Annotated in this window: 11 protein-coding genes; 6 read left to right on the forward strand and 5 right to left on the reverse strand. The window is 72.9% G+C overall.

From position 1 onward, the window contains the following. Positions 1 to 24 precede the first annotated feature (24 nt). The gene (locus ACFYZQ_RS03255; protein WP_389141043.1) at positions 25 to 2,991 is read left to right on the forward strand and encodes a beta-galactosidase; all 2,967 of its coding nucleotides are present in this window, start codon (positions 25 to 27) and stop codon (positions 2,989 to 2,991) included. A gap of 21 nt (positions 2,992 to 3,012) precedes the next feature. On the opposite strand, the gene ACFYZQ_RS03260 is transcribed toward ACFYZQ_RS03255, so the two are convergent. Further along, the gene (locus ACFYZQ_RS03260; RefSeq protein ID WP_389141045.1) at positions 3,013 to 4,533 is read right to left on the reverse strand and encodes an alpha-N-arabinofuranosidase; all 1,521 of its coding nucleotides are present in this window, start codon (positions 4,531 to 4,533) and stop codon (positions 3,013 to 3,015) included. A 280-nt stretch (positions 4,534 to 4,813) separates the two neighbouring features. Here ACFYZQ_RS03260 and ACFYZQ_RS03265 point away from each other — a divergent pair, with 280 nt between their 5' ends. From ACFYZQ_RS03265 to ACFYZQ_RS03275, 3 genes are read left to right on the forward strand one after another with little or no spacing between them, the layout of a single operon-like run. Beyond that, positions 4,814 to 5,389 carry a toxin-antitoxin system, toxin component family protein gene (locus ACFYZQ_RS03265; protein WP_389141047.1) on the forward strand — a complete coding sequence of 192 codons (576 nt, stop codon included), beginning with the start codon at positions 4,814 to 4,816 and terminating at the stop codon, positions 5,387 to 5,389. After that, positions 5,386 to 6,615: an MAB_1171c family putative transporter gene (locus tag ACFYZQ_RS03270; RefSeq protein WP_389141049.1), complete on the forward strand. Its 1,230-nt coding sequence runs from the start codon at positions 5,386 to 5,388 to the stop codon at positions 6,613 to 6,615. Before ACFYZQ_RS03265 ends, ACFYZQ_RS03270 begins: the two co-directional genes overlap by 4 nt. After that, positions 6,608 to 8,005, forward strand: coding sequence for an FAD-dependent oxidoreductase (locus tag ACFYZQ_RS03275; RefSeq protein ID WP_389141051.1), 1,398 nt, complete (start codon positions 6,608 to 6,610; stop codon positions 8,003 to 8,005). The genes ACFYZQ_RS03270 and ACFYZQ_RS03275 overlap by 8 nt, the downstream gene beginning before the upstream one ends. A 58-nt stretch (positions 8,006 to 8,063) precedes the next feature. On the opposite strand, the gene ACFYZQ_RS03280 is transcribed toward ACFYZQ_RS03275, so the two are convergent. Then, entirely contained in the window at positions 8,064 to 8,909 is an 846-nt protein-coding gene (locus tag ACFYZQ_RS03280; RefSeq protein ID WP_389141053.1) for an SMP-30/gluconolactonase/LRE family protein, read from the reverse strand. Then, a complete protein-coding gene (locus ACFYZQ_RS03285) occupies positions 8,906 to 9,679 on the reverse strand; it encodes an IclR family transcriptional regulator (RefSeq protein ID WP_389141055.1) in 774 nt (257 codons plus the stop codon). The genes ACFYZQ_RS03280 and ACFYZQ_RS03285 overlap by 4 nt, the downstream gene beginning before the upstream one ends. Before the next feature lie 131 nt (positions 9,680 to 9,810). Between ACFYZQ_RS03285 and ACFYZQ_RS03290 the strand changes: the two genes are divergently transcribed. Continuing rightward, complete coding sequence (locus ACFYZQ_RS03290; RefSeq protein WP_389141057.1) at positions 9,811 to 10,377, forward strand: hypothetical protein; 567 nt, start codon at positions 9,811 to 9,813, stop codon at positions 10,375 to 10,377. Positions 10,378 to 10,381: 4 nt separating this feature from the next. Here ACFYZQ_RS03290 and ACFYZQ_RS03295 read toward each other — a convergent pair whose 3' ends face one another. After that, positions 10,382 to 11,212, reverse strand: coding sequence for an oxidoreductase (locus tag ACFYZQ_RS03295; protein ID WP_389141059.1), 831 nt, complete (start codon positions 11,210 to 11,212; stop codon positions 10,382 to 10,384). A gap of 105 nt (positions 11,213 to 11,317) precedes the next feature. Between ACFYZQ_RS03295 and ACFYZQ_RS03300 the strand changes: the two genes are divergently transcribed. Further along, complete coding sequence (locus ACFYZQ_RS03300) at positions 11,318 to 12,220, forward strand: LysR family transcriptional regulator (protein ID WP_389141061.1); 903 nt, start codon at positions 11,318 to 11,320, stop codon at positions 12,218 to 12,220. A gap of 139 nt (positions 12,221 to 12,359) precedes the next feature. Here the strand turns inward: ACFYZQ_RS03300 and ACFYZQ_RS03305 are convergent, their stop codons facing one another. Beyond that, entirely contained in the window at positions 12,360 to 13,256 is an 897-nt protein-coding gene (locus ACFYZQ_RS03305) for a RimK family alpha-L-glutamate ligase (RefSeq protein ID WP_389141063.1), read from the reverse strand. Between the last annotated feature and the right edge of the window lie 102 nt (positions 13,257 to 13,358).

Raw genomic sequence — 13,358 nt, forward strand, 5'->3', positions numbered from 1 at the left:
CGTACCATCGCCCGGGAGGATCCCTTGGCGCTCAGCAGACGTACCTTCAGTGCCCTCGCCGGCTCCGCGGCGCTCGGCTTCGCCCTGGGCGGCAGCGGCGGCCCCGGGGCGCCCTCGGCGTACGCGGCGCGCAGCGTGCCGACCGGCCCGGCGCCCGCGCCCCCGGGTGCGGACGGGAAACGGCACACCGTCGGCCACGACCACTACTCGCTCGTCGTGGACGGCAGGCGGCTGGTGCTGTGGTCCGGCGAGATGCATCCCTTCCGGCTGCCCAGCCCGTCCCTGTGGCGGGACGTGCTGCAGAAGATGCGGGCGCACGGCTACAACGCGGTCAGTGTCTACGTGGCCTGGAACTACCACTCCCCCGCGCCGGGGCAGTACGACTTCACGGGCGTGCGGGACCTGGACCTGTTCCTGCGCACGGCCACCGAGACCGGGCTGTACGTGATCCTGCGCCCTGGGCCGTACATCAACGCCGAGGTCGACGGCGGCGGCTTCCCCGGCTGGCTGACGGCGACCAAGGGCGTGGCCCGCACCGACGACCCGACGTACCTGGGTCACGTCGACGGGTGGCTGACCGCCGTGAACCGGATCGCGCGCCGGCACCTGTTCACCAAGGGCACCGGCACGGTCCTGCTGTACCAGATCGAGAACGAGTACGACGCCCACGTCGACGAGCCGACCGGCCGGAACTACATGTCCCACCTGTACCGGAAGGTGCGGGCGGACGGCATCGACGTACCCCTCTTCCACAACGACAAGGGGCGCAACGGCTACTGGACCCCGGGTTCGTTCGACACCGGTGGCGAGCGGGGCAGGTGGCTGTACGGGTTCGACGGGTATCCGTCGCCGTCCCAGGTGCCGCCGGACTGGGGGCACTACGGGCCCGGCGGGCCGAAGGGCGGGGCCACCGCCAGCCCGCGCACGCCCGGGTTCATGCCAGAGTTCGGCGGCGGCTGGTTCGACCCGTGGGGCGGGGCCTGGTTCGACGGCAAGGGGTACGCCGAGTCCCGGCGCACCCGGGACGCGGCCTACGAGCGGCGCTTCTACCTCACCAACCTCGCCAACGGCATCACCCTGCACAACGTCTACATGACCTTCGGCGGCACGTCCTGGGGCTGGCTGCCCGCGCCGGTGGTGTACACGTCGTACGACTACGGCGCCGCCCTCGACGAGGGCCGTAACGTCACCGGCAAGATCGCGCCGATGCACCAGATCGGGCACATGCTGCAGCGCGTGCCCGACTTCGCCAAGCTGGACCGGGCGAAGGACGTGAAGGCGGCCGGGCTGAAGGTGTACCACCTCACCAACCCGGACACCGGCGCCCATGTGTACGTGGCCCGCAACGACGGCGCCGAGGAGGTCACCTCCACCCTGCCGACCCACGCGGGCGACCTCAAGATCACCGTCCCGGCCCGGGACGCCCGGGTACTGACCACGGGACTGTCGCTCGGGCACCGGACGCTGAAGTACTGCACCGTCCAGCCGATGCTGCGCCTGACCGCCGGACGGCAGGACATCGCCCTGTTCACGGGCCGCCACGGCGAGATGGCGCACCTGGTCCTCGAGTGCCCGAGCGAGCCGTACGTCACCCGGCTGGACGCCGAGGCGGGCTGGACGTACGACCAGGGCGAGCTGCACGTGACGGTGCCCCTCGGCCTCGGCGGGCTGACCCGAGTGATGGTGGAGCGCGGCGAGAGCGACACGCCGTTGCTGCTGCTGTTCGCCGACGAGGCGACCGCGGTGCGCCTGTTCCCGTACGACACCCCGTCCGGCACGCTGCTGGTGTACGGCCCGGCGCTGGTGCGCCACGCCGAGCTGCGCGGTTCCACCGTGCACCTCACCGGCGACACCGTCCGGGAGACCGGCCTGGAGGTCTGGGGGCCGCGCGGGATCGAGAGCGTGACCTGGAACGGACGGCCGGTGACCACGCGGGTGGCGCAGGCCGGGAGCCTGGTGACCGAGGCGCTGCTGCCGGGCGTGCCCGCGGTGCGGCTGCCCGAGCTGGGCGGCTGGCGGACGCGGACGGAGAACCCGGAGGCCGACCCCGCCTTCGACGACTCGGGGTGGAAGGCCGCCGACCGGACCTCGTCGTTCAGCACCACGCCGGTGCCGAAGGGGCAGCCGGTCCTGTTCGCCGACGACTACGGTTTCCACTACGGCGACGTCTGGTACCGGGGCACCTTCACGGACTCCAGCGGCATCGAGGAGGTCTCGCTCGCCTACAGCACCGGCACGCAGGGCCTGCTGATGGCGTGGCTGGACGGCGAGCCGCTGGGCACGCACCGGATGCCGGTGCCCGACAAGAGCAGTGTCCGGCAGGGCAGTTGGACGGACACGGCCGTCCTCCCCGTGCGGGAGGAGCGGCGCGGGCCGGGCCGGCACGTGCTGTCGGTGCTGGTGCGGCGGATGCAGCACGACCAGGACGGCAAGGGGCTGGACACCCACAAGGTGGCGCGCGGGCTGACGGCGGTCACCTTCAAGGGTGATTCGCCGAAGGTGACCTGGCGCCTGCAGGGCGAGGCGGCGCCCGACCCGGTGCGCGGGCCGCTGAACAACGGCGGGCTGTTCGGGGAGCGCGAGGGCTGGCATCTGCCCGGCTTCGCCGACCGGGACTGGGAGCCGGTGCGCTTCCCGCGCGCCGAGCGGCGGCAGGGCGTGACCTGGTACCGGACCACGTTCAAGCTGGCCGTGCCCGCGGGCGTCGACGCCTCGGTGGGCCTGACCCTGGAGGACGACCCGTACCGGGCGTACCGCGTCCAATTGTTCCTCAACGGCTGGAACATGGGTCAGTACATCAACAACGTGGGCCCGCAGCACACCTTCGTCCTGCCGAACGGCATCCTGCGCACCCGGGGCACCAACACCCTGGCCCTGGCCGTGCTGTCCGAGTTCACCTCTCAGTCGGGCCCGGGGAAGGTGCGGCTGACGCTGCTGGGCAGCGCGGCCGGAGGAGCCCCGGTGACACCGGTGGCCTCCCCCGGCCGCTGAGGCCGACTGGGGCTACGGGGCCTACGCCAGCCGGATCACGTTCCAGGACAGCGGCTCCAGGACGGCGGTGAGCCTGCCGTCGACCAGGGCGGTGCCCTCGGCCGGGTGCGGGGCGACCCGCTCGGGCGCGTCGAGGGTGTTGCGGGCGTCGGGGTCGGCGTCCGCGAGCACGCTGTGTTCGACGACCGAGGTGAGGTCCAGGCCGTTCAGGGCGATGTCGAGGGGCAGGGATCGGGTGCGGTCGCGGTTGACGGCGAAGACGGTGACCGTGCCGTCGTCGGCGCGGACGGCGGTGGCGTGCAGCAGGTCCGCCTCGCCGTACTTCTTCGTCTCGTACGTCGGTGAGTCCACGCGGACGTCCAGCACCTGCCCGCGCCCGTGCTTCGCGGCCTGCGCGAACGGGAAGAACGTCGTCTGCCGCCAGGCCGGGCCGCCCGGCTCGGTCATGATCGGGGCGATGACGTTGACCAGCTGGGCGAGGCAGGCGACGGTGACCCGGTCGGCGTGCCGGAGCAGGGCGATGAGCAGCGAGCCGAAGACGACGGCGTCCGTGACGCTGTAGTTGTCCTCCAGCAGACGGGGGGCCTCGGGCCAGTCGTTCTGCTCGATCGTCTTCGAGTGCTTCTCCCACTCGGGCAGGTACCAGACGTTCCACTCGTCGAAGGAGAGGTTGATCTTCTTCTTCGACTTGAGCTTCGCGCCGACGTGGTCGGCGGTGGCGACGACGTTCTCGATGAAGGACTCCATGTCGACGGCGGAGGCCAGGAAGGAGTCGATGTCGCCGTTCTCGGGCCAGTAGTAGGCGTGCAGGGAGACGTAGTCGACGAGGTCGTAGGTCTCCTCCAGGACCGTCGCCTCCCACTCGGCGAAGGTGGGCATGGACTGGCTGGAGGAGCCGCAGGCCACGAGTTCGACCTTCGGGTCGATCTGGCGCATGGCGCGGGCCGTCTCGGCGGCGAGGCGGCCGTACTCCTCGGCGGTCTTGTGGCCGGTCTGCCAGGGGCCGTCCATCTCGTTGCCGAGGCACCAGAGCCGGATGCCGAAGGGGTCCTTGTCGCCGTGCGCGACACGGAGGTCGGACAGGGCGGTGCCCTCGGGGTGGTTGGCGTACTCCTGGAGTTCCAGGGCCTCGGCGACGCCGCGTGTGCCGAGGTTGACGGCCATCATGGGTTCGGCCTGCGGGCCGATCTTCCTGAGGAACGCCACGTACTCCGAGAGGCCGAAGCGGTTGGTCTCGGTGGAGTGCCAGGCGAGGTCGAGCCGGCGGGGGCGGTTCTCGACCGGGCCGACCGAGTCCTCCCACTTGTAGCCGGAGACGAAGTTGCCGCCGGGGTAGCGGATGGCGGTGACCCCGAGTTCGCGGACCAGGTCGAGGACGTCGGTACGGATGCCTTCGGCATCGGCCGCGGGGTGGTCCGGCTCGAAGATTCCGGTGTAGACGCAGCGGCCCAGGTGTTCGACGAAGGATCCGAAGAGACGGGGGTCGACCTCGGCGACGGTGAAGGCGGGGTCGAGGGTGAAACGGGCGGTGCGCTTGCTCATGGGGTCCTTTCGGGGAGGGGCGTTGTCCGGCGGTGGACCAGCGGCCCGATGCCGCCTGTTCGAGATTGCGGTTGTCGCCCGTAGCTTCGAACGGGACCGTAAGGTCGGAGCGCTTCCGCGTCAATGGGCGCCACAGGACGGAACGCCGGGATGGCTCGAACGGCTCCGGGTGGGAAATTGACGGTTTCTGTTTGAACCACGGGCGTGGGACCTCATGACGCGGACACATCCGGACGCGTAATCTCGGAGGGCCGCCGAACGACGGCCCGAAGGGGGAGCGATGGACATCGCGGGCGCGCTCCGGCGCTTACTGCCCGGTTCGGCGATGCGCGGGCTCGCCGCCGACCTCGCCCGCGCGGTCCGGGACCGACCACAAGCTCCCCATGGTGTACGGGAGTTGTGCCGGGCACTGTGCGAGGAGATGAGCGCACGGCGCTCCGGGCGGCCGGTCGAGCTGCGCTTCGAGCGCTTCCCCGACGAGATAGAGGTCACCGGCCTCTGTGTGGAGTTCCAGGACTTCGACCTGGTCATCGTGGAGGAGCGGGCCGAGGCGGTGCAGCAACTGGTCATCCTGGGCCACGAGTTGTGGCACCTGCACGCCGGCCACCGGCACCACCACCCGGCGGGGGCCGCGGCGGCCCGCGCCCTGGCCGACGGGCGCGGCTGGCGCGACCTCGCCCTGACGGTCGCCGCCCGCAACGGCTCCCGGGAGGCCGACGAGGCCGAGGCCGACGACTTCGGCCACCGGCTGGCGACCCTCTTCCGGCCGTACGTCCGCGCCGGCGGGCCCGAAGCCCCGCTCGGCCCCGCCCAGCGGGCCCTGGGCTACCGGGGCCGCGGAGGAAGGGCCCGGTGACCCTGGCGGCGGAGGACCCGTCCCGGTTCCTGGGCGAGTTGTACATCTCCTTCTGGATCCCCACCGCGGTGCTCACCGCCGCCCTGGTGATCAAGCTGCCCACCATCGTCCGGCTGTGGCGGGACCCGCTGCTGCGCGCGGTCGGCGGACTGCTGCTGCTCGCCTGCGCGGTCTTCGTGTTCTGCACCCCGTCGACGATCGCCCGGGTCAACCGGCTGGTGGGCGTGCCCAACGTCTCCGCGCCCTGGTGCTACTCGCTGATCACCGCGTTCTGCGGCTCCTGTCTGCTGCTGATCATCACCTGGCGCAACGGCCTGGCCGACCGTTCGGCGGCGACGCGCCGCGCGGTGCGCTGGGTCGTCGCCGTCTACGCCGGGGTGATCCTCGCCCTGTGGGTGCTGTTCGCGCTCGCCGACGCGCCCGTGGAGCGGCTGCGGGACCTGGACACGTACTACGCCAACACGCCCTTCATGCGCGAGGAGACCCTGCTCTACCTCGTCGCACACTGCGTGGCCTGTGTGATCACGTCGAGGCTGATCTGGAACTGGGCGCGCACCGACGGCCTGGACGGGTTGCTGCGCTGGGGGCTGAAGCTGCTGGGCGCCGGCTACGTGCTGAACCTCGCCTTCGACAGCTCCAAGCTGACCGCCGTCGCGGCCCGCTGGAGCGGTCACGACCTGGACTGGCTCAGCACCGATCTGGCCCCGCCCGTGGCCGCGCTGTCCGCCATCCTGATCGCGGCCGGCTTCATCCTGCCGCACGCCGGCCAGTACCTGCACGACCGCTGGCGGGTCCGGGCCGCCCACCGTGAACTACGGCCGCTGTACCAGCTGATGCGGACCGTGAGCGGCGAGGGCGTGCCCTTCGTGCTGCACGCCACCCCCGAGCTGCGGCTGACCCGCCGCGAGACCTTCATCCGGGACGCGCTGCTTCCGCTGGTCCGGCACGTCGACACCGGCCTGGGCAGGAGGTCCTACGACACCGCCCTCGCCCTCGGGCATCCACCGGACCGGGCGCGTGCGCTGGCCGCCGCGGTGGTGGTCCTGGACGCCGTCGAGGCCCGCGGCCGGACGTCCGAGCCGTCGCAACCGGCCGATTCCTCCGACACCGCGCAGCTGCTGCAGGAGATCGGGGCCGTCTCCCGCGCCCTGCGCCACCCGGAGGAGGTGGCGGCGGTCCGCGCCCGTGCCGCCGTCGCGGCGGAGAGTGTCTCCGTGCATGAGTGAGCGCACCACCGCCGTCGTCCTCGGCGGCTCCCTGACCGGTCTCCTCACCGCCCGCGCGCTGTCCGGCTTCGCCGACCGGGTCGTCGTCGTCGAGCGGGACGCGCTGCCCAACGGGCCGGCACCGCGCAAGGGTCTGCCGCAGGCCGGGCATGTGCACCAGCTCTGGTCCGGTGGGGCGCGGGCCCTGGAGCGGTTGGTGCCCGGCTTCACCGGACGGCTGCGGGCGGCCGGGGTGCGGCGGCTGCCGGTGACGACGGACATCGTGGCGCTGTCGCGGTACGGCTGGTTCCGGCGCTGGGACGAGTCGGCGTTCCTCCTGCCGTCCAGCCGGGACCTGCTGGACTGGGCGGTACGGCAGGAGGTGCTGGCCGACGAGCGGATCGAGCTGCTGGAGCGGGCGGAGGTGCTCGGGCCGGTCGGCTCGGACGCGGCGGTCACCGGCGTACGGATCGCGGCGGGCGACGGATCCGAGCGCACGCTGACCGCCGCCCTCGTGGTCGACGCCACGGGGCGCGCGTCCCGTACCCCGCGGTGGCTCGCCTCGCTCGGACTGCCCGCGCCCGAGCGGCGCGAGGTCGACTCCGGTGTCGCCTACGCCAGCCGGCTGTTCCGGGCGCCGGACCGGGCACGCGACGGCTTTCCCGTCGTCCACCTCCAGGCGGAGCCCCGGGACGGTCGGCCCGGGCGGGGCGGCGTCCTGCTGCCCGTCGAGGACGGCAAGTGGATGGTCACGCTGTACGGCAGCCGGGGCGGTGAGCCCACCGCCGACGAAGGGGGCTTCCTCCGGTACGCCCGCCAGGAGCTGAGCCATCCCCTCGTCGCCGACCTGCTGGCGCACGCGGAACCGCTCAGCGGCGTGGCGTTCACCAGGACGACCGCCAACCGCCGCTGGTTCTACGAGCGGATGCCGGCGTGGCCGGACGGTTTCGCGGTGCTCGGCGACGCGGTGTGCGCGCTGAACCCGGTGTACGGGCACGGGATGTCGGTGGCCGCGCAGTCGGCGCTGGCGCTGCGCGACACGGTAGGGCGGCACGGCCTGGGATCGCCCGGCCTGTCCCGGCGGATCCAGCGGGCGGTCGGCCGGACCGTCCGGGCCGCGTGGGGCCTGTCGACCGGGGTGGACGTCTTCTACCCCGGGGCGACGGAGGGCGGCCCCACGCTCCGGGAGCGGATGACGGACGCGTACGTACGACGCCTGCTCCACACCGCCACGGGGAACGGCCGCATCGCACGCCGGGTGACCGATGTGACGGCGCTGGAGCGGGGGGCGGCGGTGCTGGTCACGCCGAGCGTGCTGCTGGCGGCGGCGGTGGGGCCGCTGAAACCGCCGTTGAGCGGCCCGCCGCTGACCCGGGCGGAATGGAAGGCGGCGGGTCTTCGGCCCACCTAGCCGCGGGCCGTCGTGCCTCCCCCAGTGCCATAAGGGCCTGGGGGACCCCCGGGGCGGCTCAGCCGTTGAACGCCGGCTGCGCCAACCCCTTCCCCGCCCCCGGCACCACCAGCACCGACCCCGACAGCGGATGCGGCGCCGCCAGCCCCGTACGGGCGGTCGTGATGTACAGGTCGGTCAGGTCGGCGCCGCCGAAGGCGCAGGCAGTGGTACGAGGCGTCGGCACCGAGATCACCCGGTCCAGCTCACCCCCCGGCGTGTACCGCCGTACCGCCCCGCCGTCCCACAGCGCCACCCACACGCCCCCGTCGGCGTCCACGGTCAGCCCGTCGGGGAAGCCCGCGCCCTCCTCGATCTCCACGAGCGGCCGGCGCCCGGACACCCGATCGCCGTCGAAGTCGAAGACGTCCACCCGCCGGGTCGGAGAGTCGATGTAGTACATGAGGCGGCCGTCCGGGCTCCACCCGGTTCCGTTGCTCACGGCCACGTCCGGGAGCACGGTCGTCACACCGCCGTCCCCGGTGACCCGGGCCAGCGTGCCGCCCCCGGGCGCCTCGTCGTAGCGCATGGTCCCCGCCCAGAGGGAACCGTCGGGCGCCACCGCCGCGTCGTTCGCGCGCCGGCCGGGCACCGGCTCGTGGTGCAGCCAGCGGAAGGTGTCGTCCGGGTCGAGCAGGCCGATGCCGTCCCGGAGGTTGAGGACCAGGCCGCCGCCCGCCCGGGGCTTGACCGCGCCGACGTGCTGCGGTGCCGTACGGACCGTGCGCCGGCCGGACGACGGGTCGTAGGTGTGGACGCGGGACTGGAGGATGTCGATCCAGATCAGCCGGCCGGCGGCCGCGTCCCACGTCGGTCCTTCGCCGAGTTCCGCCTCGGCCCGTATCGCGACCTCGTACGCCGTCATGCCACGCTCCGGTGCCCGAGCCGCTCCGACAGCTCCGCCGCGCCCTTCGCCGCGAGCTGCTCCAGCTCGCCCCGGCGGTCCTCGCTCCAGCGGATCATGGGCACGGAGATGGACAGGGCCGCCACCACCTGGCCGGTGCGGTCGCGCACCGGCGCGGCCACGCAGGACACGTCCGGGTTGGACTCGCGGTTCTCCACCGCGATCCCCCGCTGCCGGATCTCGGCCAGGGCCTCGCGCAGGGCGCCCGGATCGGTGATGCTGTTGGGGGTCATCCCGGGCAGCTCGCTGCCGTCCGGGATCCGCGCGGCCAGCTCCGTCTCGTTCAGCGAGGCCAGCAGCATCTTGCCGACCGACGTGCAGTGGGCGGGCAGCCGGCGGCCGGCCGCCGACACCATGCGCACCGCGTGCGTGGAGTCGACCTTGGCGATGTAGATGACGTCGGTGTTCTCGAGGATCGCGACATGCACGGTCTCGTCGCAGGTCTCGGCGACCGAGCGGGCCACCTGCTGCCCCTCGGCGGCGAGATCGAGTTGCTCGGCGTATCTGCTGCCGAGCTGGTACGGACGTACACCGAGCCGGTAGCGTCCGGGCTGGCCGGTCACGGGGACGATGTACTGCCGGGCGGCGAGCGTCGTGACCAGCTCGTGCACGGTGGTCCGCGGCAGCTGGAGCTTGCGCACGATGTCGGGGGCGGAGAGCGTCCCGTCACCGTCGAGAAAGAGCTCGAGAATGTCGAGAGCCCGGGTCACGGCAGGTACGAGGCGTCCCATGTCCGGCCCCCTCCCTTGGGTTTCAGCGTCTGCGTTCGAGATTTCAACAGACGATCGGCATGACGAACACAGGCTAGTCATGGAGGGTGGCCTGGGCAATGGTCGGGAACGGCAGGGGCACCATGGGTGCCATGGATCTCGACTTCCAGCTGGTGCTGCTGCGCCGCATGGCCGACCACAATCCGGATCTGGTGGAGGAGGCCCGCCGGGAGCTGGGCGTCTCGGTCGCGCGGATGCGGGAGACCAACAAGCGCTGGCAGGCGATGGTCCGCTCGCCGCGGTCCCGCTCGGCGGCCTCGCGTTATCGCTCCGTCCTCGGCCCCCCGGAGCAGGAGGGCAAGCGCACCCTCGGCGACCTGGAGTGCCGGGTCTGGCAGTGGCCGCTCCCCCTCTGGCCCGATCTGCGCTTCGAGGTGATGGTCTCGTCCGAGGGCGCCGTCTGGAACGAGTGGCTGGTACGCGCCCCCGGCGCCGAGGGCCCCACCCTGCGCACCGTCGAGGACCTCGTCCCCTGGTCCTGCACGGTCGACGAGGCGGCCCGCGCCTTCGCCCCCGCCCGCCCCTTGGAAGGCACCGCCCCGACCCGCTGGGGCCTGGCCTTCACGGCCCCCGACGCGCGGGGCGTACGGCACGAGGTGGTCGCCGAGTTCACGTGGGGGCTGTTGCAGCGGACGGCCGTGGCCGACGGGGACCGCTGAGCGGTCAGGCGTCGAACGCCGTCGCCCTGGCCGGCTTCTCCCAGGCGGTGACGTCCTCCCGGACCTGCTCCAGGTGGCCCAGGACGGCGCTCACCGCGTCCTCGCCGAGCGGCAGCCGGAGGGGGGTCCGCCCGGCATCCAGCGCGGCGAGGACGACAGCCGCCGCTTTGGCCGGGTCGCCGGGCTGCGCACCGTCGCCGCCGGCGACGGCACCGCGGGTCTCGCTCACCCGGGCGTACACCCCGCTGTCCGCGCTCACCCCGGCCCGTCCGGTGCCGAACAGCGAGGTCCGGAACGCTCCCGGCTCCACGATCAGCACCTTGATGCCGAACTCCCGCACCTCGTCCGCGAGCGCCTCGGACATGCCCTCCAGCGCGAACTTGGTCGCGCTGTACGCCCCGAAGCCCGCGAAGGACATCTGGCCGCCCATGCTGCTCATCTGCACGATCGCGCCAGAGCGCCGCTCCCGCATGTGCGGCAGCACCGCCCGCACCAGGGCCGCCGGGCCGAAGACGTGCAGGTCGAACAGGTCACGCAGCTCCTGGTCGGTGGTCTCCTCGACGGCCCCGACATGGGTGCGCCCCGCGTTGTTGACCAGTACGTCGATCCGCCCGTGCCGCGCCATCACGTCCCGTACGGCCGTCTCGGCCGCGGCCGGCTCGGTCACGTCCAGGCGCAGCGCCTCCACCTGGTCCGGATGAGCGGCCACCAGGTCGTCCAGCGCCTCGGGCCGGCGGACGGCGCCGACCACCACGTCACCGGCGGCGACCGCCGCCTCGGCGATCGCCCGCCCGAACCCGCTGCTCGCCCCGGTCACCAGCCACACCTTGCTCACGGCGACTCCCCGTATGTCTCGTACGTCCGCTGTTCTCACTGACACGGTCCAGCCTGCCGTCGCACCCGGTTGCCCGTCCAAGACCCACCGTGATAGCCAACGGTTATGGCCATCGACGTCCACGCACGGGACCTGCGCTACTTCGTCACGGTCGCCGAGGAGCTGCACTTCACGCGCGCGGCGGAGCGGTTGTACGTCTCCCAGCCCGCGCTGAGCAAGCAGATCCGCGCGCTGGAACGGCAGCTGGGGGTGGAGCTGTTCGTACGCGACCGGCACGGGGTGGCGCTGACGGCGGCCGGCGAGGCGCTCGTGCCGCACGCCCGGCGGGTGCTGACCGCGTGGGCGGAGGGCGCGGCCGCGGTGGAGGCGGCCAAGGCGGCGCAACGCAGCACGCTCGTCGTGGGCATGAGCACGAGTCCGGGCCGGGGCGGGCTGCTGCCGGCCATCCGTTCCCGTTTCACCGCCGCGCACCCGGAGGCCACCACCCGGCTGCGGCAGGTGAGTTGGGAGGACCCTACGGCGGGTCTGGCGGACGGCGCCGCGGACGTCGCCTTCGTGTGGCTGCCGCTGCCCGACGAGGAGCGCTACGGCTGGACGGTGGTCGCCGAGGAGCCCCGGCTGCTCGCCCTGCCCGACACCCATCCGCTCGCCGCCCGGGCCGAGATCGACTTCGCCGACCTGATCGACGAGCCGTTCCTCGCCCTGCCCGCGGAAGCGGGCCCGCTGCGCGACCACTGGCTGGCCCTGGACGCCCGCGCGGGCCGTCCACCGCGCGTCGGCGCCGAGATCGCCGGAGTGGAGGAGACGTACGAAGCCCTGGTCGCGGGCCTCGGCGTGTGCCTGGTGGCCGAGGGCAACGCCCCTCTGATCAGCCTGGGCGGTGTCACCACCCGCCCGGTCCGGGGTATCGGCCCCAGCCGCTACGCCCTGGCCTGGCGCCGCGAGGACGGGCACCGGCCACTGGTCCGGGCGTACGCGACAGCGTGCCGGGGCACGGTCGCGGGCTAGGGCCCGTCCGGCGGATCAGGTCGCAGGAAACGGGCGGTGCCTCATCTGCGCCGGTCGACGCGGAGCGTCGGCGACCGACGACAACGCCGCAGATGGGCGTGCCAAGCCCCGCGTCTGCGGCATGATCCGCCGGACAGGCCTAGCGCTGTACGGAGTTCTCCCCGGCCGCCGCCAGGATCGCCTCGACCACCCTCGGCACGGATTCCGGATGCAGGAAGAGGAACAGGTTGGGCTCCACCAGTTCCAGTTCCATCACCCGGGGCTTCCCGTCCGCCCCGTCGGCCAGGTCCACGCGCGCGTACAGCAGCTCGTCCCCCTCCGGTACGGCGGCCAACGTGCTTTCGGCGACGGCGAGTTCGGCCGGAGTCGGGGTCCAGGGCTCCAGGTCGGGGTGGGCCACCTTGTCGGCGTCGTAGGCCGTGCCGGGCGCCAGCACCGCCCGTTTGCGGCTGGCGTGCAGCAGCCGGCCGCCGAAGAACTGCAGCGCACGCTCGCCGCTGACGTCGATGTGGGTCAGGTACGGCTGCACCATCGCGGTCAGCCCCTCCTCGTGCATCCGCTCGAGCTGCCGTACGGCCGTCTCCCGCTCGGCGGGCGTGTACCGGGCGGCGAACCGGGCGCCCGCGCCGAAGGTCGGCTTCACGACGAAGTCGTGGTCGTCGGGGAGGGCGTCCACGCCGACCGCGTCGCCGGGCGCCAGGTACCGGGTGGGGACCACGGGCACACCGGCCGCCGCGAGGTCGCCGAGGTAGCGCTTGTCGGTGTTCCAGCGCACCACGGCCACCGGATTGGCCAGCCTCGTCGTCTTCGCGCACCGCTCGGCCCACGCCATGAACTCCGCCGTCCGCCAGCTGTAGTCCCAGGTCGAGCGGAGGACGACCAGGTCGAAGCCGTCCCAGTCCGTGCCGGGGTCGTCCCAGGGCACGGCGACCGCGTCGGCCCCGGCCGCGCGCAGCGCCCGCACCAGCTCCGGCAGGTCGCGGTCCTTGCTCGGCTCCGCTCCGGGGTCGTAGGTGGCGAGTGCTAGGCGGGACACGGCGGGCTCCTTCGGGGTGGCGGCAGTCGGTTCGCAGGCTAACAACCGGGGCCGCAACCGAAACAGGCCGTTGACCTTCCCCCTCGGTGAAGCCCCAGCATC

The organism is Streptomyces sp. NPDC001843 (assembly GCF_042891955.1).
Classification (GTDB): domain Bacteria; phylum Actinomycetota; class Actinomycetes; order Streptomycetales; family Streptomycetaceae; genus Streptomyces.